This is a genomic window from Ruegeria sp. (assembly GCF_028066395.1).
Lineage (GTDB): Bacteria > Pseudomonadota > Alphaproteobacteria > Rhodobacterales > Rhodobacteraceae > Ruegeria.
Genome location: NZ_JALCBM010000028.1, coordinates 26795 through 49594, shown reverse-complemented (window position 1 = coordinate 49594; position 22800 = coordinate 26795). Strand labels below are relative to the sequence as shown.

Sequence of the window (22800 nt, the reverse complement as noted above, 5' to 3'; positions counted from 1 at the left end):
CCAAGCGCATTGGCCAGCGCCCCGGCAGCGGTGACTGTATGCGCCCCGCAGCGGGCGCTGATTTTGGCGGCAAGCTCCCGGTCGAACTCGGGGCCGTGCGTCAGGGTGGCCGAGGTGCAGCCGTAGAAGATCACATCCGGTTTGACGCCCATCAGCAAGTGCAGAGGCTCGTCCAGATCGGCAGCGCCCAGCCCGTGCATCTGGGTTTCATCGGGGATTTCATCCTCGTCATAGCCGCCCATGCGGGCGAAATGCAGCGACACGCCATCGGGGCGCATCAGAGCCATGTCGGGTTCGAGATTGGTGTTGGTGAAGGGCACCAGAATGCCGAAGCGGGCCTTCCCTCGGGATGCGGTCATGTCGCGGTCTCCTTCCAGTGTCTCAAGGCGTTCAGGGCCGCCTGCATTGCGGGTTTCGGGCCGATGGTCATGCGTAGCGCGTGGGGCAGGCCCGCGCCGGATTGGGGGCGCAGGAAGATCCCTTCGCTTCGTAGAGCTGCGTCCGCTTGGGATGCGGCGGCTGCGCTGCCCATATCGATCAACAGGAAATTCGTGAAGCTGGGATAGGGGGTCAGACCGATCTGGTGCAGTTCGGCCGTTGCCCAGTCGCGCAGGTTGGCGGTTTCGGCGCAGGTTTCGCGCATATAGGCGTCATCCTCGACGGCGGCGCGCGCGGCGGCTTGCCCCACCGCGGTGATTGCGTTGGGGTTCATGACCTTGCGCAGCTCGGTTGCGATAGCAGACGGGAACAGGCCCCACCCGACGCGGAATCCGGCCATGCCATAGGCTTTGGAGAAGGTGCGCAGCACAACCGTATTGCCGCCCTGAACCAGATCGAAACAGCGTTCATCCAGATGGTCCGCAAACTCACCATAGGCCTCGTCGATCACCAGCAGAATGTCCGGGCGCAATCCGGCGCGCAGGCAGATCAGCTCGGATTTCGGGATGCGGGTTCCGGTGGGGTTGCCGGGATTGGCGACGAAGACGATCCCGGTATCGGCTCGCACTGCGTCCAACATGGAATCGACGCTGACTGTTGCCGCGTCTTCCGGCGCAGTGTCAAACCGGGCATCCGCCATCTGTGCCGCCGTCTGAAAGAACGGATAGGCATGGGCCGGGGCCAGAACCGCGCGGTCCGGGCCGGCAAACACACGAGCGATGCAGCCGATCAGGTCCAGCGAACCGCTGCCGCACAGAATGTTCCCGGCCTCAATTCCGTGCCGGTCTGCCAGCGTGTGGCGCAACGCAGTCCAGTCGGGATCGGGGTAGAGCATACCCCTCTCCAGTACCTTTGCCGCCGCCACGACCACCTTGGGGCTGGGCGGGCGCAGGCTTTCGTTCTGGGACAGCGAGATCAGTGGCTTGCCTTCGGGCGCGGATAATTCGGCCAGTGCATACGGGGCCATGCTTATGATATGGGGACGAGGTATTGTCATGAGCGCCCCCGGTAGATGCGATTTGCCGCCTGTTCACTGATCAGACCTGCACTCAGGTCGCTGTTCAGCGCATCCTCGGCCCGTTCAGCGGGTGGACCAAACCCGCCACCACCCGGGGTTTCGAAGATAAGTGTCTCTCCCGCTCGGATGCGGAATTCGCCCTTGCCGGGCAGGTCTTGCCCGTCGGTGTTGACCCGGATGCGACCGGGCGCGCCGTCCTGTCCGCCTGCACGGCCCTTGGCGGGGTTCAGCACCCGTTCGACCGACAGAAACAGCATCACGTCCTGATCCTTCGAGGCGCTGATTTCGATATGTTGCCCCAACCCGCCGCGCAAACGGCCTGCGCCGCCGGAATCTACCCGCAGCTCGCGCCGGTGGAACAGGACGGGGGCGACGGCCTCGGTGGTTTCGACCTGACTGCCCCAGACGCCGCTGGGAAAGGCGGTGGCCGACAGACCGTCCAGCGTGGGCCGCGCGCCGGTGCCGCCGTTGAAGACCAGCTCCAACGCGAACAGGTCATCGCCCCGATCCAACGCCTCGGGCGCGTGGCGCAGGGGCAGGTCATACATGCAGGACGCGCCTTCAGCCGGGACAAGATCGGGCAGAACCTGCGACAGGCAGCCATAGACCAGATCGGGTGTCATCTGACCCAGAGTGTGCCGCATCGCCACCGGGGCCGGGGACTGCGCGTTCAGGATACAGCCCTTGGGGCCGGTCACCCGGAACGGCCCAAGCGAGCCCGCATTGTTCGGGATATCCGCCCCGATGATGCAGCGCAGGGCAAAAACGGAATAGGCGGTGGCATAGTTCAGCGGCACGTTGATGCCCTTGCCCACGCATCTGTCGGTGCCGTTGAAATCCAGCAGCAGGTGATCCTCGGCAATGGTCAGGGCGGCGTGCAGTTCAATCTCGCTGTCATAACCGTCGACCTTCAGAACATGACGCCACGTGCCTTTGGGCAGGGCCGCGATGGCGTCGAGCGTGCCGCGGCGAGAGGTTTCGATGATGTAATCCGACAGGGCATCAAGGTCAGAGATGCCAAACTCATCCATCATCTGCACCAGCCGATCCGATCCGGCCTCGCAGCAGGCAATCAGGGCATAGATGTCGCCCTCATTGGCGATAGGCTCGCGCGCGTTGGCTTTGACGATGTCCAGCAACAGGGCGTTGACCTCGCCACCGCTGACCAGCTTGCAGGGCGGAATCAGCAGGCCCTCGTCATAGATATCAGCACCTTCCGGGCCCATCCCCAGACCGCCGAGATCGACCAGATGAGAGGTGCAGGAGGTAAACCCGATCACCCGATCGCGGTAGAAAACCGGCATCATCAGCAGGAAGTCGTTCAGATGCCCGGACGCGATCCACGGATCGTTGGTCATGTAGATGTCGCCGGGGCGCATATCTGCGATGGGAAAGCGATCGCGCAGAGTCTTCACCGCCTCGGCCATGGTATTGATATGACCGGGCGTGCCTGTCACGGCTTGGGCCAGCATCCGGCCTTGTGCGTCGAAGATCCCGGCCGAGATGTCGCCGCATTCGCGCACGATGGGGCTGAAGGCGGCGCGGATCAGGGCCTGACCCTGTTCCTCGACCACGGCCAGCAGCCGGTTCCACATCACCTGAAGGCGGGTGTTGGTCTGTGTCATGCTGGACCCTCGGTTTTGCGTGTCAGCCAGATATTGCCCGGCCCGTCGATGGACGCGCTGAAATCGGCGCTGACAAAGGTGGTGGTTTGCGCCTCGACGATCAGGGCGGGGCCTTGGACCCTGTCCCCCGGGTGCAGATCATCGCGGTTGTAGAGCCCGGCGGGGCGCCATTCACCGGTGACATCGCAGAGGATATCGCGGGTCTCGGTGGGCTTCTGGTCAGTGGCTTCGGTAGCGTTCGCAGTTCCCCGCAGCGCAGGCGCGGCAGAGGACACCGATAGGCCCCAGTTCAGAATCTCGATGGTCATGCCGGGCACGGTGCGGCTGAATTGGCGGCTGTATTCGACCTCGAACGCCTGTTGCAGCGCGGGCAGGTCGGATTGGGTCAGGGCGCGGTCCGGCAGTCTGATTTCGATCTCATGACCCTGCCCGTGATAGCGCATGAAGGCGACGCGGCGTTGCGACAGATCGCCCGTCGGAGCGCCTGCGCGGACCACCGATTGCGCCTCTTGCAGCATGGTGTCGAGGAAGCGGTTCAGCCCATCGATATCCAGCGTTTCAAGGCGGGCATAGCGGGACCGGATGATCTCATAGGACACCGGCGCGTACAGGAACCCCACAGCTGAGCCGACGCCGGGATCGCGTGGGATCAGTACCCGGTTCATCCGTGACCGCCGGGCCACGCGAGTGGCGTGCAGCGGGCCATTGCCACCGAAGGCGATCATCACGCGTGGCTCCAGATCCTTGCCGGATTCGACCGCGTGCATACGCCCGGCGCTGGCCATGCTTTCGTCCACGATCTCGCTGACGGCGAAGGCGGATTTTTCCGGGGGTAGGTTCAGATGCTGGCCGACATCTTGGGTCAGGGCCGAGGCCGCAGCATCAGGGTCAATGGCCAGACGACCCTCGGCAAAGCGGGCGGGTTCGATCAGGCCTTGGGTGACATCTGCGTCCGTCACGGTCGGATGGGTTCCCCCCTTGCCAAAGGCGGCGGGGCCGGGATCGGAACCGGCGCTGTGCGGGCCGATCTGCACCCGCCCCAGCCGGTCGACACGGGCGATGGAACCACCACCCGCGCCGATCTCGATCATCTCGATCACCGGAATGCGGACCGGCATGCCCGAGCCTTTGATGAACCGCTCGGCCCGTGAGATTTCGAATTTGCGCGCGGTTTGCGGGCGGTAGTCGTCAATCAGGCACAGCTTGGCCGTGGTGCCGCCCATATCGAAGGACAGAACCTGCGCCTCGCCGGTCTCCTGCGCGATCCGGGCGGCCAGAATGGCACCGCCAGCCGGGCCGGATTCGACCAGCCGGATCGGCAGGCGCGCGGCGGTTTCAACCGTGGTCATGCCGCCCCCTGCCGTCATCATCAGGATCGGGCAGGTGAGACCCATTTCGGTAAACCGGGCCTTAAAATCCGCCAGATACCCGGCCATCAAAGGCTGGATATAGGCGTTGGCGATGGTGGTGCAGAGCCGGTCGAACTCGCGCGCCTCGGGGCTGATTTCGTGGCTGAGAGAGATGACCAAGTCGGGCATCTCCTGCGCCAGCAGAGCCTTAAGCCGCAGCTCATGCGCGGGGTTGGCATAGGCATGCAGCAGACAGATGGCGACGGCTTCGACCTGTAACGCCTTCAACTGCGCCGCCAATGCGGGCACCTGCGCCTCGTCCAGCGGTGACAACTCGCAGCCCTGCGCATCCATCCGTCCGCCGATGGTCAGGGCATGGGTGCGGGGCACGATCAGGTCGGGTTTGACCAGATTGATTGCATATTGGCTGTAGCGCCGCTCATAAGCGATTTCCAGGATATCACGGAAGCCTTCCGTGGTGATCGTAGCGGTGACCGCGCCACGCCGTTCGATCAGGGCGTTGGTGGCCAGTGTGGTGCCGTGGATCAGGCCGCTGATCTGCCCCCAATTCGCCCCAGCGCTGGCAAGAACCCGGCGCGCGCCATCCAGCGCGCCGAGGGCAGGCTGCTGTGGGGTGGTCGGTGTCTTGGTCGTCGCCACAATATCCGAGGTGCCATTGATCAGAACGGTGTCCGTGAACGTGCCGCCAATGTCGATTGCCATGCGCAATCCGTCTGTCTGTGTCATAAGCTGTCTGGTGCAAAGAGTATCTGTCAGGCCCGAAGGCGGTTCAGGCGCAAAAGCGCAAGGACCCCCGGGTCAGGCGACGAGGTCGCACCCGGTCTGACGACGCATCATGGGCTGGACTGGGCTGATCTGCACGACCGCTGGCCTTCCTGCTGTACTCGGGCCGGATACTGAGACAGCAGGACGGCTGGCGTCAAGAATTGTTTTTCGTCAGCGCCGTGCCCCGCGCGATTGGCCGGACGGTGCGCCACCATTCTTGCGCATGGTCAGGCCGATGCGTTTGCGGGGCACGTCGACCTCGACCACGCGGACCTTGACGACCTGACCGGCTTTGACGACCTCATGCGGGTCTTTGACGAACCGGTCGGCCAACTGGCTGATATGCACCAGCCCGTCCTGATGCACACCGATATCTACGAAGGCCCCGAAGGCGGCGACATTGGTAACCGTGCCCTCCAACGACATACCGGGTTTCAGGTCGGTGATCTCTTCAACCCCGTCGGTGAAAGACGCGGTGACAAAACTGGGGCGCGGGTCGCGGCCGGGCTTTTCCAGCTCGGCAAAGATGTCGCGGACGGTGGGCAGGCCGAAGCGATCATCGACGAACTGCTCGGCCCGCAGACGTTTCAGGGCGCCGTCATGGCCCATGATCTGCCGGATATCGCGCCCGCAGGCAGCGACCACGCGGCGCGCCACGTCATAGGCCTCGGGGTGGACAGATGATGCGTCTAGCGGTTCCGCCCCGTCGCGGATGCGCAGAAAGCCCGCGCATTGCTCAAAGGCGCGGGGGCCAAGACGGGCGACCTCCAGCAGGTCCGCGCGCGCGGCAAAGGCACCGTTCAGGTCGCGATGCGCCACAATCGCCTCGGCCAGCCCCGGGCCAAGGCCCGAGACATGCGACAACAGCGGGGCCGAGGCGGTGTTCAGATCGACGCCGACCGCGTTCACCACATCCTCGATCACCGCCGCCAGCGATTGCGACAGGCGGTGCTGATCAACATCGTGCTGATACTGGCCGACGCCGATGCTTTTGGGCTCGATCTTGACCAGTTCGGCCAGCGGGTCCTGCAACCGGCGCGCGATCGAAACCGCCCCACGCAGCGAGACGTCGAGATCGGGAAACTCCCGCGCCGCCAGTTCCGAGGCGGAATAGACCGAGGCTCCGGCCTCGGACACCACCACCTTGGTGGGCGCTTTCACCGTCTTCGGCAGCAGTTTCAACGTGTCGGCGACCAGCCGTTCAGTTTCGCGACTGGCAGTGCCGTTGCCGATGGCGATCAGTTCGATCTTGTGGGTGGTGATCAGCCGGAACATCGTATCCTGCGCCCCGCGCAGATCGTTCTTGGGCTGGAAAGGATAGAGCGTATCCGTCGCCAGCACCTTGCCCGTCGCATCCACCACAGCCGCTTTCACGCCGGTGCGAATGCCGGGATCAAGCCCCAGCGTCGCCTGCGCCCCCGCAGGTGCTGACAACAGCAAATCCTTGAGATTGCGCGAGAACACCTGAATCGCCTCGTCCTGTGCCCGGGCGCGCAGATCGGCCATCAGCTCGACCATCATCGACAGGGACAGTTTCACCCGCCAGGTCCAGCCCGCCGCCTTACGCAGCCATTTGTCTCCCGGCGCGTCGCTGCGCGTGTGCAAATGGGCGGCCACTATCGCCTCGGCCCGTGCCGCGCCGAATTCCGGTTCCGGGGCGATATCCAGCGTCACGATCCCTTCCTTCGAGGCGCGCAGCATCGCCAGTGCCCGGTGTGAGGGCACCGAGGACCAAAGCTCGGAATGGTCGAAATAGTCGCTGAACTTCGCACCTTCCTGCTGCTTGCCGTCGATGACCTTGGCGCTCAGCAGCGCCTCGCGTTGCATGAAACTGCGCAGTTCCCCTAACAGTTCGGCATTCTCGGTCAGCCGTTCGGTGATGATGTCGCGCGCGCCGTTCAGAGCCTCTTTGGTACCCGGGACGGCCTCGGTCACGTAACCTGCGGCCAGCGTTTCGGGGTCGGCATTGCGGTCAGACAGGATCGCGTCGGCCAGTGGCTCCAGCCCGTTTTCGCGCGCGATCATCGCCTTGGTGCGGCGTTTGGGTTTGTAGGGCAGATAGATATCTTCCAACTGCGCCTTGGTCTCGGCCCCCGCGATGGATTTCACCAGATCGTCGGTCAGTTTCCCCTGATCCTTGATCGAGCCCAGAATTGTGTCGCGCCGCGCCTCAAGCTCACGCAAGTAAGCCAGCCGGTCAGACAGCACCCGCAACTGGGAATCGTCCAGCCCGCCCGTCGCCTCTTTCCTGTAGCGGGCCACGAAGGGGACCGTGGCCCCGTCATCCAGCAGCCTGATCGCCGCGCCCACCTGATCTGAACGCGCGTTGATTTCCGTGGCGATGGTGCGGGCGATGCGGTCCAAGGGGGCCTCCGAATACTGGCAGTTGGAAGGTCGTTCTAGCCAGACCGCCGGGCAAGGGGAAGGGGCGTCGGTCGCCTGCACGAAATCTGCACATCCCATGCGCGGGTATCTGCACGAGGCGATGCCAGAACATCCCGAAAAAAGGAGAATGTTATGGGACAGTTTGTGGTTCGTGGCGTGCCAGCCTCGGTCCTGCAAGACAGCTGGTGGCTGGACGATGCGGATAAGGCGCAGGGTAGGGCGCAGGAGATTTGGGTTCGGCGGCGGCGATGGGCACCCGGCGCGCTGACGCTGCTGGTGGCGCTGGCGGATGTGTTGTTTCTGGATCATGAGGCGGGCGTGTCGCTGGCAGTGTTTGCATTGACTGTGGCGGCGGTGGTCTGGCTGTTGCTGGGACGACGCAAAGGGCTGGTTGGGCCTGCATTGCTGATGGTTCTCAGCGTGTTGCCAGTGGTCGAATATGTGCAGGCGCTGTCGGTTGCCTTCCTGCTGGGCGGTTCGACGGTGGCATTGTGTTGGGCGGCATTGGGATATCGCGACGGGGCCTCGGTTCGGCGGTTTCTGGGGCTGCTGCCCCTGCTGGCGATCCGGCAGATGATTGAGGCGGCGCAGCACGGTAAGGCGGTGTCGAAACCCGGTAAAATCGGCCTGACGCTGTTGCGCAGTTGGGGCTTCCCGTTGGGCGTGGCGTTGGTTCTGACCAGCCTGATGATCTCGGCCAACCCGCTGCTGTCGGATTGGGCCGATCAGCTCTGGCGGTTCGATATCCGGCTGGATCGGGTGCTGTTCTGGCTGGGCATGGCGGTGCTGTTGTGGCCGGTTCTGGCCGTGGCCACCGACCCGGATTTGTTACGCCCCAAACAGGGCCCCCGCCGGGGTCGTCGCCTGCCGTCCTTCGGCCTGAATGCGCAGTCGGTTGCGAATGCATTGATCCTGTTCAACCTGCTGCTGGCGGTGCAAACCGGGATGGATGCCCTGTATCTGTGGGGCAATGCGGGCCTGCCGGACGGGATGAGCTATGCCGAATACGCCCATCGCGGTGCCTATCCCCTGCTGGTCACCGCGTTGCTGGCCGGAGCCTTTGCACTTGCCGCACGCCCCTATCTGGGCGAGGGGCGCGGGCTGCGCGGCTGGATGCTGCTGTGGCTGGGACAGAATGTGCTGCTGGTGATCTCGTCGCTGTTGCGCCTGTCGCTCTATGTCGAGGCGTATGGCCTGACCTATCTGCGCATCCATGCGGCGATCTGGATGGCGCTGGTCGCGGCGGGCCTGTGCCTGACCGGCTGGCAGATCATGCGTGGACGCCCGAACCGCTGGCTGCTGACGCGAACGGCGGGTCTGGCGCTGGCGGTGCTATATGCCTGTTGTTTTATCAACTTCGCCGCCCTGATCGCCCGCGAGAACCTGCGCCATCCGCAACGCTATGACGAATACTACGTCTGTAATCTGGGGGCCATGGCGGCTGCCGAAATCGCATCCTCTCCACGCGCCACCGGATGCCGGACAATCGCACCACAGATCGGCAATTGGCGGGAATGGGGGTTTCGTGCGGATCGTGTGATCCGTAATCTGCAGACAGAAACCGGGCAGGAGACAGGCCATGAAAATCCTCGTCGTGGATGACGACCCGCGCCTGCGCGAACTGGTCTCGATCACGCTGGAACGCGCGGGATATCAGGTGGTCACTGCCCGCGACGGGCAAATGGCCCTAACCCACGCGGCACGCGAGACCCCCGCGCTGGTGGTTCTGGACGTGGGCCTACCCGAGCTTGACGGGTTGGAAGTCTGCCGCCGCCTGCGCGCACGCTCTGATGTGCCGATCCTGTTCCTAACCGCCCGCGATGATGAGGTCGACCGGATCTTGGGTCTTGAGCTTGGCGCCGACGATTACGTCACCAAACCCTTCAGCCCGCGCGAGTTGGCGGCGCGGATCAAGGCGATCCTGAAGCGCAGCCAATCGCAGGGCAACGGCCCGGTGCTGCGCCATGGCCCGCTGGAGCTGGACGCGACAGGCCACACCGTGCGTGTGGATGGCGCGGCGCTGACCCTGACCGCGACCGAGCTGTCGATCTTGCGCCGCCTGATGCAAACGCCACAGGCCATCGTCTCACGCCCGCAACTGATCGACGCGATCTATGGCGCGGGCAGTCCGGTGGCGGACCGGACGTTGGACAGCCACCTGCGCAACCTGCGACGCAAACTGGGTGAGCAGGGCTGGGCCGGGGCCATCGACACCGTCCACGGGATCGGGCTGCGGATGGGTCAATGGCCGGGCTGAGGCGCAAATGGCGCCCCTCACTGGCCCTTGTTCTGGGCGGAGGGCTGGCAGGCACGCTGGCCCTGTCGCTGCTTGGCCTGATCGCGCTGCGCTATCTGGGGCCTGAAATCGGCTTTCGCAATGCGGCCATCCTGCTGGCCGTTCTGATTGGCTTGGCGACCGGGGCGCTGGGATATCTTCTGGTGCGCCTTCTGCTGCGCCCGATGACAGCTTTGGCAGAGTATTCGGCGACGGTGCAACAGGGCGAACCTGCCGACCCTCCGGACCACTATGGGACGCAGGAACTGTCACGTCTGGCAGGCTCGGTTCTGGACATGGCCGAGACGCTGCAACGACGCGAAGCCTCGATCCGCAGTTTCGCGGACCATGTCACGCATGAGTTGAAAACCCCCGTCACGGCCATCCGCGCGGCGGGCGAACTGTTGCAGGACGCGGATACGCTGGGCGAGGCTGATCGCGCCCTGTTGAGGCAAATACTGGGCGCCAGCGACCAGATGCAAACGCAACTGACCGCGCTGAATAAGGTTGCTGCGGCGCGTGTGCCGGAACACCACGGCTCTACCCAGCTTGCCGCTCTGGTCCCGGACCTGCACGCGACCTTCCCTGAGTTGGAACTGCTGGTCGAGGCGGGGGATCAGGCTTTGCCTCTTGCCGCCTCGGGCCTGCGCGTGGTGCTGCAACACCTGCTGGACAACGCCCGCCGTCACGGGGCCGGACGGGTGATCCTGTCCGCCTCACCCGGTCGGTTGACCATTCAGGATGACGGCCCCGGCATCTCGGACGGCAACCGGGATCGCATCTTCACCCCTTTCTTCACCACCATGCGCGAAGAAGGCGGCACCGGCATGGGCCTGACCATCGCCGCCAACCTGCTGGCCGCGCATGGGGCGCAGATAACACTGGTGCCGTCAGACATAGGCGCGCGGTTTGAGGTCATGTTTCCAGCGCTTTAGGCACTGTATACAATTGTATACATAACTTGCCATTACTACCTATGGAGGAGCATCTTAGAAATGTAGGAGTTCGAATGAAAGTCCGCTTTGCCGCCTTGATCACCGCCTGTGCTGCTGCTTTTGTATGGTATGCCGAGCCTTTGAAATCGGAAAACCTGGCTGGGCTATGCGTCAGTTCCAAAACCCCGCGACCTGTTGTGATTGCAGCCTGTACGAGTTTGATTGAGGCGAAAGACGTGCCCCCGGACTACCGGCATCTTTTCCTGACGGAACGGGCTTGGGCACACCGGTGCAACGGGCATTACGACAAGGCAATCGCCGACGTTGATCACGCCTTAAAGTTGCAGCCGCAGAATGTGAAAACACGCGTGCTACGGGCGCGTATTCACGCTGCAAACGGAAATTCTCAGGCCGCGCGGGAAGATTATGATCTGGCGGTCGAACAGTCACCCGAGAACTCCTATACCCACTGGAACCGGGCGCGGTATTTGGAAAAACAGGGCGCGCGTTCCGAGGCTTTTCAAGGCTATCAGCGCGTGCTGGACCTCAACCCGGAAGCAAGCAATGCGGCCAAATACATCGCCAGTTATCATTTTGCTGCCGAGGAATATGAAAAAGCGCTTGCCGTTGTTTCTGATGCAAAGACGCGATGGCCCGACTTGTATTGGATTTACAACACACAGATCCAATTGGACATTATACATACTCAGGATGTCAAAAGTGCGCTCAATGCTGCGGAAAAGATCATTGCGTTGTCGGATACTCCTGCAATGAAATTTATTGCACCGGCTGCAGTTCATCTGACAATTGGGGATGACAAGAAGGGTATCGAAACAGTTGAACGATATGCAGCTTGGTATGAAGAGTCTGTTGCCGCAAAACGCTCTCTGTGGGATTGGATCACAGGGAAATCGCCGGACCATCTTGTCCCAGGTGAGAGCGGCGAAGCTTTCATAAAGGGTATTTTCTATCTGGTGTTTGCACGAGATGATCTTGCCCGCCCCCAGCTTTTGCAGTTCTGGGAGATGTCTGATCAAGCAACATGGGAGCATTTTGTGCGGCACGTCGAGAGGCGCGGTACAGAGGTCCAACGCACGGGCAAAGAAAACGGAGTGGCAATCATTGATGCCTATATCGAACAGGAATTGAGCAAAGCCCCGCGTTGGGCGGGACGAAAGTAAAACTGTGCCTGACAGCGCGGGCCGGCTGCCCGTGTCAATATGCGCCCCGCATTGTGATTGATCCCGGGCGCAACCTGTTTTAAGGGAGGCCCTGTCAAATCAGAGTCACCCGTGGGGCCCGGTGGTCCCGTTACGGCTCGTGTGCCCGGGTCAAAGGCACATACTCTTGGATCGCACGCCCCTGAAAGGCTTAGAAAAGGTAAGGAATATGGCAGAAAATTCGAACTTCGATATATTGTATACCATTGTAGACGAAGCGCCCGAGCTGGCCAGCGCCTCGTTCCTGCCGATCATTCGCAAGTTCGCCAGCGCTGCGGGTGTCAGCGTCGGCACCAAGGATATCTCGCTGGCCGGGCGCATTCTGGCGACCTTCCCGGAAAACCTGACCGACGCGCAGCGGATTTCGGACGATCTGGCCGCATTGGGTGAACTGGTGAAGACACCCGACGCCAATGTGATCAAACTGCCAAACATCTCGGCCTCGGTCCCGCAGTTGGTGGCAGCCATCGAAGAGCTGCAATCGCAAGGCTACGATATTCCGACCTATCCCGAAGAGCCCGCAACTGACGCGGAAAATGCGATCCGGGCGCGCTATGATGCAATCAAGGGATCGGCGGTGAACCCGGTTCTGCGTGAGGGCAACAGCGACCGTCGCGCGGCGCGGGCCGTGAAGAACTACGCGCAGAAGAACCCGCATTCGATGGGGGAATGGGCGGCGTCCAGCCAGACCAAAGTGTCGTCAATGCCGGGCAATGATTTCTACGCCAATGAGAAATCGGCCACCATCACTGCCGCGCAGGCGGGTGACGCCAAGATCGAATTTGTCGGCAATGACGGCAGCGTGACCGTTCTGAAAGACGGCTGGCCGCTGGCCGAGGGTACGGTTGCCGATGCGACCTTCATGTCGGTCAAGGCGCTGTCTTCGTTCCTGGCGGAGGCCATTGAAGACACCAAGAAAGACGGCACCATGTTCTCGCTGCACCTGAAGGCGACGATGATGAAGGTCAGTGACCCGATCATCTTCGGCTATGCGGTCAAGGCATGGCTGGCCCCGGTGTTCGAGAAATTCGGCGCCGAACTGGACGCCTTGGGTGTGAACCCCAACTCGGGTCTGGGCGACCTGCTGGAGCGTGTTCAGGACAATGCCGACATCATGGCGGCCATTGACGCGATCAAGGGCGACCGTCCGACGATGTATATGGTCGACAGCGACCGTGGCATCACCAACCTGCATGTGCCGTCGGACGTGATCATCGATGCCTCGATGCCCGCCGTAATCCGCGCGGGCGGCAAGGGCTGGGATGAGACCGGCGCCAAAGGCGACACCAACTGCGTGATCCCGGACCGTTGCTATGCGCCGGTTTACGACGAGACCATCAAGTTCTTCAAAGCCAATGGCGCGCTGAACCCAGCCACCGCCGGAGCCGTGGCGAATGTCGGCCTGATGGCGCAGAAGGCCGAGGAATACGGCTCTCACCCCACCACATTCCAGGCGCCTGCCGATGGCACGATCCGGATCGTATTGGCCAATGGTGAGACGCTGCATTCGCACGAGGTTGAACAGGGCGATATCTGGCGCGCTTGCACCGTCAAGAAAGCGCCGATCGAGAACTGGATTCAGCTGGCGATGGACCGTCAGCGTCTGACCGGTTCCGAGGCGATCTTCTGGCTGGACGCCAGCCGCGCCCATGACGCACAGTTAATCCAATACGTGAAGCCTGCGCTGGAAGCTGCTGGTGTCGCAGACAAATTCCTGATCACGGCTCCGCGCGAAGCCACCCGCCAGTCGCTGGAAACGATCACGGCAGGTAAGGACAGCATCGCCATCACCGGCAACGTGTTACGCGACTATCTGACCGACCTGTTCCCGATCCTGGAACTGGGCACCTCGGCCAAGATGCTGTCCATCGTCAAGCTGATGAATGGCGGCGGTCTTTTTGAGACCGGCGCTGGCGGTTCGGCCCCGAAGCACGTGCAGCAATTGGTTGAGGAAAACCACCTGCGCTGGGATTCGATGGGGGAATTCTGTGCGCTGGGGGAATCGCTGAACTTCCTGGCCGACAGCAAGGGCAACGCCAAGGCGGGCGTTCTGGGTGCCGCAGCCGAAGCGGCGACACAGGGCATTCTGGACAACAACCGCTCACCCAGCCGCAAGGTTGGACAGCCCGACAACCGCGACAGCCACTATTGGTTCGCGCGCTACTGGGCCGAGGCGCTGGCTGCACAATCCGACGACGCCGACCTGGCCGCTGAATTCGCGCCGATTGCTAAGGACCTGGCGGATAAGGAAGGGCAGATCCTGTCCGAACTGGCCGCCGCACAGGGTGCCGCGGCTGATCTGGGCGGGTATTATCACACCGACCCGACCAAGGCCGCAGCAGTGATGCGCCCCAGCGCGACATTGAACGCGATTATCGGGTAAACAGACCAACACCCGGCCGTTATGCGGCCGGGTGTTACCGATACGATCAGAATTGGCCTTTACTGACCAATAGCGCGGCAACAGCCTGCTCAGGCGACGACGCTAGCCCAAGATGACGTTCAATGTTTCTTGGTGACCTCATCAATGGCAGCACGCACGTTGGGCGGAACAGCCGTAAACCGTACCGCGAAACAGCCCATTTCTTCGTTTTGGCCCAGCACCTTGGCGTACAAACTTAATGTACCGCCTGAGGCTTCCGGCCATGTGATTTGAAGCTGCAGATCAGTGAACAGCTTTGGCACCACCGCACTTTTTATGCGCGCACCGTTTGATGATAGCTGCACCAATTCACCCTCTATCGCATCCCCCACAACCTGCTTGCCGATGACGGACCGGTACAAAAGGGCAAGAGGCGGGTCGATTTCCGCCATCTCCACCGGCTGCGCAGAGAGACTGATTGCATAGGCGCCGCCCAGACCAATCAATTCATGCAGTTCCAAGGGTTTTCCTGCGCCCTTGGGCTCAACGATGCGCGTGCTGCCCAAATCAAGAGGCGCCTTGACCGCGCGGCGCGTTGCATCTGCAATCAGGATTTGACCACCAACGGTATAGCTTTCGATCCGCGCGGCAAAATTGGTCGTGCGACCGACAACACTGTACTTTGCGCGTTTGTCCGAGCCGATATTGCCGACGACAACTTCGCCCGTGTTCACCCCGATCCCCATTTCGATTTCAGGGAAATCGTTTCTGGTGTTCCACTCGTTGACCCGGTCCATCCGTCGCTGCATTTCCAGCGCACAGGCCAGTGCGCGTTCGGCATCGTCGGGCCTTTGCAAGGGCGCCCCGAAAACTACAAGGATCGCATCACCGATAAAGGCATCAATGGTGCCGTTGTACTTTTGGATGACATTCGTCATCTCGCTGAGATAGTTGTTCAGCATCGTCACGATGCTCTCTGGTGGCAGCGTGTCAGACAGCGTCGCAAACCCCCGCAGATCAGACATCATCACCGTGACCGTTGTCTTTTTACCGCTGAAATCGACCCCGTCCGGTGATTTCAGCAACTGATCGACGACTTCACTGGCCAGAAACTGGCCAAATGTCTGTTCCAGAAAATTCGCATGGACTTCAAGCTGTTCCGTGCGTTCCCGAACCTTTTCTTCCAGATGCTCCACGATTTCCGCATTGCGCATGGAGACGGCGATCTGACCCGACAGCAGCGATAGAAGATGTGCGCGTTCCGGCTTGAAGGCCGCACTGATCAGGTTGTTTTCAAGATACACCAGGCCGATCAGTTCGTTTTGATGCAGGATCGGCTGACACAGGACCGAGCGCGTTTCATTTTCCTGGACGTAGGGGTCGACCATGAAACGTTCGTCAATCTGGGCATCATCGACCAGAACACTGTCGCGTGTGCGCGCCGTATAATTGATGACACTGGTCGGCAGGATTTTGGCACCGTCTTCGGATTCAAGTGGCACCGGCATTGGAGGCGGGACACCCTCGGATATGACGCTGACCTCGGCGTCGATCATCAACTCGTCTCCGCGCGCCAGCAACAACACACCGCGTTGGGCACCGGCGTTTTCGATCAAAAGCCCAAGCAACCGATCCAGAAGCCGATCCAGGACCACCTCTGCCGAGATCGTCTGCGCGGCCTTCAAAAGCGTATCGAGGTCAAGATCCCGCCTCAGCGATTGGTTGGCCGTCATTTCCGTGGTTCCGGCGATACTTTCGCTTAGCGTCTGTGTCAGCACACGGCTGTCACGATGATCGGTGAGCAGTTGGGGAAACTCCAGCTCAAGCTCCTCGACCTTGCGCTGCGCCCCCCACAGCCGGTAGGCATAGCGCGCATCCCGCAGATACATCATGCCAATACGTGCATCGGGCCGGCGGTTCATCACGTAACGCGCGGCAAGCTCGCAAGCCAAAGCCTCATCCTGCAGGAACCGGCCTTTTTGGGCCGCCGCAATCGCGCCATCCAGCAGATCCAGCACTTCTGTTTCACTGCCCTTGAGACGGGCAATCTCTGCCGCCACAATCAGGCGCTTGGCCTCGAAATTATCCGGTCCGCTTTCAGCCCATTGGCTCAGACGTTGGTCGTTCGCCTCAAGCTGGCGCATCATGTCGGCGTCGGCATCAGATCCGTCACCCGAATAAAGCGCTGCAATCGAGAGCGACTGATACAGAAGATGATCGGCAAGGCAGGGGTGATTGACCACAAAATGGAGGATCGGCTCAACCAACCGCGTTTCGGCCAGCGCCTCTTGCGGGCGGCCGAAAACATAAAGAGCCTGCGCCTTGAGAACGCGGTAGAAACAGATTGCCATGGACATCTGGTTCTCTTCGCACCTGGCCAGAAATGTTGCCTCGTCCAGATCCTCGGTAGAGAAATCCGCGCTGGAATGAGACCGCCCCGCCAGCGTGGACAACACCAGCCGATACGCATGAATGCCTGCGGCGGCGCCATGGTTCTGCGCCCGTTGGACCGTATCCAGTTGCGCGGGCATGGCATCCAGCACTTCATTCAGGGGCTTGCCGGCAAAACTGTCGATCACGACCCGATACATCACCAGGTAGCCAGCCCAGAGGATATCGCCGGAATTCAACCCTTCATGATAGCCACGTTCGATCACCGGAATTGCATTGCGGACATGCTGTACCCAAGGGACCAGCTCAACGCCCGTGACCAGACAGACCGTTGCCGTCGGTGCCCGGGCGCCAAACTTGTCACACAGCCGCAACGCCAGCTCACCAAAGGCCAGACCTTCGCGGTACTTCCCCATGAATGCGCCAAGGATAAGCCCGAAATTGGCAAAGAACAGCGCGGATTCCGGGGCATTCCCGTGTTTCAGAGACAATTGCACCGAGGTTCCGACGATCAGCGGGAAAAGCTGCTGGTTGTAAAGAAACGCAGCGATGGTCAAATGCCGCAAGCTGCGCTGTGCCAATGCAATCTCGGGGCTCGTGACATCCGGGTTGTCGAACAGCGCTGCCGGGTTCGTCGCCCCCAGCATCGCAGCAGCCTGTCCGATCGCGTTCTGGCCGTCCTCTTCGAGGTTATCAAGGCGCATCTGAACGCCCACCAGCCCCAGCGCTTTGATACCGGCGTCGATGGCTTCTTCGAACTCCATCAGCAGCGTGTGCTGGGCAATCCGGGTGAAGTAGATTTCCGCCTTTTCGAGGTCCGTCCGGGCATGATCCAGCGTCGTGGTGACAATTTCAGTGCATCGTTCAAAATTGCCGGTCAGATATTCCAGCGCCGCCGATTGACGCTGCGCCTCGAACATCAGGTCATAGTCTTCATCCCATCCGTCCGGCCCCAAAAGCTCTGACGCCACATTCGCAAAGGAAAGGGCCGCACCATACGCGGCGGAATCGGACGCCTTGCGTGCAGCGATCAGATCAAGGCGCGCCAGGTCAAGCTGCTCGGCACGCTCTTCGATGCCATCTCGTCCGAGGTTGAGTTGATCGACAACCTCGAAAATCCGGTCATTCAGCTCTTCTGTCGTCAATTGAGCTCTGAGCTGGCGGCCGATGGCAAGATGCACGTCGTTGTGATCATCTGCCTCGATCAGGCCATAGGCTGCCTGCTGGACACGGTCGTGCTGAAACGCGAAGTCCCTGACCAAAAGCGGGGACAGTGCATTTTCGGTTTCGCTCACGACCAGATCCGAGAGCGGCTGGATCATTTCTTCCTGAATGGCGGGCAAAAGACAGTCGAACGCTTCCTGCGGTTCGATCTTCAGGATCAACGCCAGAGTGTCGATGTCAAAACGGCTGCCAATACAGGCCGCAATACGCAGGACGGTTTGCGTGTCCTGTTTCAATCGGCGCATCTTTTCCAGCAGAAGATCAACCACGTTATCGGTGATCTGTGCCGCGCGGATGGCCTTTATATCCCATGTCCATGTCGCGGGCTCATCGGGGCGTTCGATTTGCTGTCTGATCAGCTTTTCGTGATGCAGATCCATCAGGAACTGGCGTGCAAAGAACGGATTACCCTGGGTTTTCTGCACCACCAACTGCGCCAGTTCGATCAACTGCGCCACCTCTGCATGCAACGTATCGGCAAGCAGGTTCGCAATATCGGACAGGCCCAACGGGGCAAGCGACAGGCTGGACACGCGACCTTCGGCCTCGCGCACCGCGTCCAACGCCCGCATCATGGGGTGCATGGCGTCAACTTCGTTGCTGCGATAGGCGCCAATAAGCAGCAACCGCCCGATCTGATCATCGGTCAGAATGACCTTCAAAAGCCCCAGCGTTGCGCTATCGGCCCACTGAAGATCATCCAGGAACAGCACAACAACCCTGTCACGCGCACACAGCGCGCGCAGCAATCTGCGGATTGTCTGATTGAAGCGGTTCGTCGCCTCTGTGGCGTCCAGTTCAGGGGCCGAAGGTTGCGGCCCGATGATCAGCTCCAGCTCGGGCAGAACATCAAGGATGACCGACGCATTCGGGGCCAGCGCCTCGTTAAGTTCCTTGCGCCAGGTGGCATGGCGGGCCGGGCTTTCGGTCAGCAATTGCCGCACCAGATCCTGCAACGCATGCATCAGGCCCGAATACGGATCATTCTTCTTGAACTGATCAAACTTGCCCTTGATGAAATATCCGCGTGCACGGGTAATCGGCTTGTGCACTTCGTTGACCAAAGCTGTCTTGCCCGCGCCGGAATAGCCCGACACCAGCATCATTTCTGCCGGTCCCTGCCGCACTCTTTCAAAGGCTTCCATCAATGTGCGGACTTCACGGTCGCGACCATAAAGCCGTTCAGGAACAGTGAAACGTTCGGTCCGGTCCCTGCGGCCCGGCTCGAACCGGTCAAGATTGCCCCCCGCGCGCACGGCTTCCAGATCAGCGATGATACCGGCCGTGCTTTGATACCGGTCTTCGGCCTTTTTCGCCATCATCCGGCTGATGATCTTGGACAGGGCCAGTGATATGTCAGGGTTTCGCCGATGAGCCGGCACCGGTTCCCGGGCGACGTGACAATGCACAAGCTCCAGCTTGTCATCCACTTCGAATGGCGGCATTCCGGTCAGCATCTGATAGAATGTTGCGCCCATCGAATAGAAATCGGTGCGGTGATCAAGCGCCCGATTCATGCGCCCGGTTTGTTCCGGCGAGATGTAGGGCAGGGTGCCTTCCAGAACCTCGGGGCTCATCAAAACCGGATGCTCGGTTGAAAACTGCGTTGCGATACCGAAATCGATGACCTTAACCTCACCCGTTCCCGGGTGGATAAGGATATTCTGCGGCGAGATATCCTTGTGAATCACATGCGACTGATGAATGCCGTCAACCGTGCGGGCGATCTGCAGGGCCGTATCAAGAAACTCGTCATGCGAGAGGGAACGGGTGGACAACAGATCGGCAATGGAGATGCCGTCGAAATCCTCCAGCACCATCAACAGCGATTTGTCATGGCGCCGAAGCTCCAGCGCCCGGATGACGCCCGGCAGGGCGAGACTGCTGGTTATCTCAAACTCTCTGCGATACCGCGCAAGCCTGCTTGCGGTCGGGAACTCACTTTTGAGGATTTTGATGACCACCCGTTCACCATCCGCATCTCGCGTTGCGCGGAACACAAACGAGTCGGCGCTTTCATAAAGTCGCTCGGACAATTGAAAACCGGGAACGAAAGAGACATTCACATTAGCCATTTACACCGCCGCCTGCCGAAATTTTGTCTGCATCATAGTAGCCTATACCATGACCGACCTGTGCAAAATTGAGCTCGGAGAAATTGCCAAACGGGACATACTTGGTCAGTTTTGGCAGGATTTCCCGTTCCCATCTCTCCTGTTCGGTACAGGCCCCGATTTTCGCACCGGGCAAGTCGCGGCCCACGTCCAGAAAATCGGTCATCGCCTGCACATGCCCCTTCAAGTACCTGTGTTTGCCCGCGCGCTCAAGGCTACGCGCGGCCAGATCCCAGAACGGTGTGTCCCACCGCGATCCGCAAGCGTAATGCCATGCAATAAAAAGCGAATTGCGCAAGACATAAGAACGCATTGTTTGGTTCGCGAAACCCACAGCATCCTTGTCCGGCGGGCTTTGGCGATCCTGTTCCGCCATCCAACGCTGTGCGGTGCGGACCTGCATGATCGTGGCCCCGATGGCCGTGGCCTCCAGCGGTTCGACAAAGGACGCGGCGTTGCCAATCGTGAAGATGCGGCCATCAAACCAATTGCGGCGCATGAAGTTCGGAAAACTGACCCGAACGCGAATCTCTGTCGGTTCAGCCCCTTCGTCTTCAAGGAAGGCGTCGAAATCTTCCAGCACCTCCTCATCACTGCTGAGGGACGGGTTGAAAACATACCCGCACGAGGTCCATTCCTGTAACGGGATTTGGAACGCCCAGCCATGTGGCCGGGCAATCGAGCGGGACATGCTGGTTTCCGCGCTTGGTGGAAGCCTGCGAACCATTGCACGGCCCGTGGGAATCCAGTCCATGCGGATTATGTCCGGGTCTTCCGGTGCCTGCGTCCACGCGCCCGGGGGAAATCCGCGTGCGTCCAGCACGTAATCACAATCCAGATGGCTGCCATCTTCAAACCCGACCGTGACCCCGCCCGGCAGGGTTTCCAGCGATGTCACCCGCGCATCAAGCCGCGTTGCCCGCACGTGGTCGCCGATGATTCCGGTGACCCGACCGGCGTCAAAATGGTACCCATAAAGGCGCGGCGGCTGGAACCGGTTCACGAAGTCAGCATTCCGAGACCCCCAGCCTTCGTAGTAAGAGCCCAACTTCACCGTTGCCCCACACCGGGTCGCAATCTCGTCTGGCCCCACACCGGTGACTTCGTTAAGCCACAGTGGAAACCGCGGGGTGGTTCCTTCCCCCACGCCGATTGTCGGGATGCGGGAATCGTAGATGTGCCACAGCCTGGCTTGTGGAAAATAGCGGGTCATATGGGCGGCAGCGATGAATCCGGCGGTGCCGCCACCCAGTATGGCGATCTTCATGCCACAGCCTCCTCTGAGAGCGTTTCGGGTTTGCGCAACATATGCTGGACCTCCAACAAAAGCTGCGCCAAGGACGGGTCAAAAGGTGCGGCCTTGGTCAGGCTGGCGAGACGGTTCGCGCAGCCGGTTCCAGCATCCGTGGCGATCCTCCATGGCCATTTGTTATGTTCGGCGAGACGGGCCTGAAACTGGCGGCCCGGTCGATCCAGATGGTGCGAAAGCAACTGAACACCGCGCGCGGCAGCTGTCATGCCCAGCCCGGCATAGGGATCAAGCGCACAAACGCTGTCGCCAAGCGCGAAAAGGTTGTCCGGCCAGTTCGGGTAATCTTCATAATGCCGACGGCGGTTTACGGTGCGTCCAAACAGATGTACGGGGCCTGCCGGTTCGGCCTGCACGAGAACATTGTGAAGCGCGGGGTCGGACAACTCTGCCGACAGGGTCAGAAAACTCCGGTCATCCGTTGGCAGCGCGGTGCCGTCCGGAGCCTGCAAAACCACGCCCCAGAGATCACGCTCGGCCCGGATCATCATTCCCGCACGCCCGCCGGTTTCGGGTGTTGGGGCCAGCGCAAGACCCTGCCAATCCGGTGCGTGATCAGGCGCAAGACGTACCCAGCGCGATACATATTGTCGGCCCGAGGCGTGCTCGGTCATCGCGATCTGATGCTCCGCGCCGAACTGCCGGGCCAGCCAACGGGGCAACCGTGACGCGGCGCCGCTGGCATCGACCACAATGTCGGCCTGAAGGAAGCTTTCCTCAACCTCGTCAACAGGCTGCAGCCTTACACCTTGCACGCGCGCACCATCCTTCGCCAGTTCGATCCCGATGACGCGCTGACCCGTTTGGATGCGCACATTGCCCGCATCACGCAACAGCGCAAGCAGGGCCGCTTCGATCAGGCACCGGGAAGCACCATAAAGGGTGATGCCCGTGCCGACCCGCGGCAACCACCCGGATGCCACACGCAAGGCCATATCTGCGCCCGCGTCAAAAGGCACTGCGCCCTGCGCGATCAACTCGGCGCGCCAACCGGGCACCAGTTCATCAAAAGCAAGGGCACCAGCGCCCATCAGCATATGCAAGCAATGGCTTTGCGGCACGGATGGCCGTGCAGCGGGCCCGCTGGTCGCCGGGTCCACATAGGTGGCGCGTTCCAGAACCGTGACTTCGGAAAACCGGTCTTTCAGCATATGCGCGGCCAGCAGCCCTGCAATGCCACCGCCAATGACCAGCGCTGAAGAGCCTGACTTACGGAAGGTGGCTGACTGTGGGGCAGTTGGCTTGGACATTCGGATCAGAACGTGTGTTCGGGAACATCGTAAGAGATACGCTCGAATGTCTGCGATACGACATATTGGAAGCCATCGGTTTTGCCATCCGCGTCACGCGGAACAAAGGGACCAATGAT

12 protein-coding genes and 1 pseudogene are annotated in these 22800 nt (G+C 61.1%); 5 read left to right on the top strand and 8 right to left on the bottom strand.

Annotated features, from left to right (window positions below):
- The 5 genes and pseudogenes from MPJ51_RS10845 to MPJ51_RS10825 all read right to left on the bottom strand — a co-directional run.
- Nucleotides 1–359 (bottom strand): annotated as a pseudogene (locus tag MPJ51_RS10845) (Asp/Glu racemase); the annotation flags it as partial.
- Nucleotides 356–1435, bottom strand: coding sequence for a histidinol-phosphate transaminase (locus tag MPJ51_RS10840; protein WP_298386048.1), 1080 nt, complete (start codon nucleotides 1433–1435; stop codon nucleotides 356–358). The pseudogene MPJ51_RS10845 and the gene MPJ51_RS10840, both read right to left, overlap by 4 nt.
- Entirely contained in the window at nucleotides 1432–3081 is a 1650-nt protein-coding gene (locus tag MPJ51_RS10835) for a hydantoinase B/oxoprolinase family protein (protein WP_298386045.1), read from the bottom strand. The genes MPJ51_RS10840 and MPJ51_RS10835 overlap by 4 nt, the downstream gene beginning before the upstream one ends.
- On the bottom strand, nucleotides 3078–5177 hold the full coding sequence (locus MPJ51_RS10830) for a hydantoinase/oxoprolinase family protein (RefSeq protein WP_298386042.1): 2100 nt from the start codon (nucleotides 5175–5177) through the stop codon (nucleotides 3078–3080). The genes MPJ51_RS10835 and MPJ51_RS10830 overlap by 4 nt, the downstream gene beginning before the upstream one ends.
- A 210-nt stretch (nucleotides 5178–5387) precedes the next feature.
- On the bottom strand, nucleotides 5388–7580 hold the full coding sequence (locus MPJ51_RS10825) for a Tex family protein (RefSeq protein ID WP_298386039.1): 2193 nt from the start codon (nucleotides 7578–7580) through the stop codon (nucleotides 5388–5390).
- A gap of 153 nt (nucleotides 7581–7733) precedes the next feature.
- Here MPJ51_RS10825 and MPJ51_RS10820 point away from each other — a divergent pair, with 153 nt between their 5' ends.
- The 5 genes from MPJ51_RS10820 (at nucleotide 7734) to MPJ51_RS10800 (ending at nucleotide 14414) form a co-directional block, all read left to right on the top strand.
- Nucleotides 7734–9203 carry a DUF4173 domain-containing protein gene (locus tag MPJ51_RS10820; RefSeq protein WP_298386036.1) on the top strand — a complete coding sequence of 490 codons (1470 nt, stop codon included), beginning with the start codon at nucleotides 7734–7736 and terminating at the stop codon, nucleotides 9201–9203.
- Entirely contained in the window at nucleotides 9181–9858 is a 678-nt protein-coding gene (locus tag MPJ51_RS10815) for a response regulator transcription factor (RefSeq protein ID WP_298386033.1), read from the top strand. Before MPJ51_RS10820 ends, MPJ51_RS10815 begins: the two co-directional genes overlap by 23 nt.
- Nucleotides 9846–10811 (top strand): HAMP domain-containing sensor histidine kinase, encoded by a 966-nt coding sequence (locus MPJ51_RS10810; RefSeq protein WP_298386030.1) that lies wholly within the window; start codon nucleotides 9846–9848, stop codon nucleotides 10809–10811. The genes MPJ51_RS10815 and MPJ51_RS10810 overlap by 13 nt, the downstream gene beginning before the upstream one ends.
- 74 nt (nucleotides 10812–10885) lie before the next feature.
- Nucleotides 10886–11992 (top strand): tetratricopeptide repeat protein, encoded by a 1107-nt coding sequence (locus MPJ51_RS10805; RefSeq protein WP_298386027.1) that lies wholly within the window; start codon nucleotides 10886–10888, stop codon nucleotides 11990–11992.
- Between the two features lie 208 nt (nucleotides 11993–12200).
- The gene (locus tag MPJ51_RS10800; RefSeq protein ID WP_298386024.1) at nucleotides 12201–14414 is read left to right on the top strand and encodes an NADP-dependent isocitrate dehydrogenase; all 2214 of its coding nucleotides are present in this window, start codon (nucleotides 12201–12203) and stop codon (nucleotides 14412–14414) included.
- A gap of 119 nt (nucleotides 14415–14533) precedes the next feature.
- Here MPJ51_RS10800 and MPJ51_RS10795 read toward each other — a convergent pair whose 3' ends face one another.
- From MPJ51_RS10795 to MPJ51_RS10785, 3 genes are read right to left on the bottom strand one after another with little or no spacing between them, the layout of a single operon-like run.
- Nucleotides 14534–20083 carry an AAA family ATPase gene (locus MPJ51_RS10795; protein ID WP_298386021.1) on the bottom strand — a complete coding sequence of 1850 codons (5550 nt, stop codon included), beginning with the start codon at nucleotides 20081–20083 and terminating at the stop codon, nucleotides 14534–14536.
- Nucleotides 20076–21389, bottom strand: a complete 1314-nt coding sequence (locus MPJ51_RS10790) for a tryptophan 7-halogenase (RefSeq protein ID WP_298386018.1) — start codon at nucleotides 21387–21389, stop codon at nucleotides 20076–20078. Before MPJ51_RS10790 ends, MPJ51_RS10795 begins: the two co-directional genes overlap by 8 nt.
- The gene (locus MPJ51_RS10785; protein WP_298386015.1) at nucleotides 21386–22681 is read right to left on the bottom strand and encodes an FAD-dependent monooxygenase; all 1296 of its coding nucleotides are present in this window, start codon (nucleotides 22679–22681) and stop codon (nucleotides 21386–21388) included. The genes MPJ51_RS10790 and MPJ51_RS10785 overlap by 4 nt, the downstream gene beginning before the upstream one ends.
- Nucleotides 22682–22800: the final 119 nt, after the last annotated feature.

Bases quoted from the DNA above. Each gene is read 5' to 3' on its own strand.
- MPJ51_RS10785 (WP_298386015.1), bottom strand. From the start codon at position 22,681: ATGTCCAAGCCAACTGCCCCACAGTCAGCCACCTTCCGTAAGTCAGGC.
- MPJ51_RS10820 (WP_298386036.1), top strand. From the start codon at position 7,734: ATGGGACAGTTTGTGGTTCGTGGCGTGCCAGCCTCGGTCCTGCAAGAC.
- MPJ51_RS10790 (WP_298386018.1), bottom strand. From the start codon at position 21,389: ATGAAGATCGCCATACTGGGTGGCGGCACCGCCGGATTCATCGCTGCC.
- MPJ51_RS10830 (WP_298386042.1), bottom strand. From the start codon at position 5,177: ATGACACAGACAGACGGATTGCGCATGGCAATCGACATTGGCGGCACG.
- MPJ51_RS10815 (WP_298386033.1), top strand. From the start codon at position 9,181: ATGAAAATCCTCGTCGTGGATGACGACCCGCGCCTGCGCGAACTGGTC.
- MPJ51_RS10835 (WP_298386045.1), bottom strand. From the start codon at position 3,081: ATGACACAGACCAACACCCGCCTTCAGGTGATGTGGAACCGGCTGCTG.
- MPJ51_RS10800 (WP_298386024.1), top strand. From the start codon at position 12,201: ATGGCAGAAAATTCGAACTTCGATATATTGTATACCATTGTAGACGAA.
- MPJ51_RS10795 (WP_298386021.1), bottom strand. From the start codon at position 20,083: ATGGCTAATGTGAATGTCTCTTTCGTTCCCGGTTTTCAATTGTCCGAG.
- MPJ51_RS10805 (WP_298386027.1), top strand. From the start codon at position 10,886: ATGAAAGTCCGCTTTGCCGCCTTGATCACCGCCTGTGCTGCTGCTTTT.
- MPJ51_RS10810 (WP_298386030.1), top strand. From the start codon at position 9,846: ATGGCCGGGCTGAGGCGCAAATGGCGCCCCTCACTGGCCCTTGTTCTG.
- MPJ51_RS10840 (WP_298386048.1), bottom strand. From the start codon at position 1,435: ATGACAATACCTCGTCCCCATATCATAAGCATGGCCCCGTATGCACTG.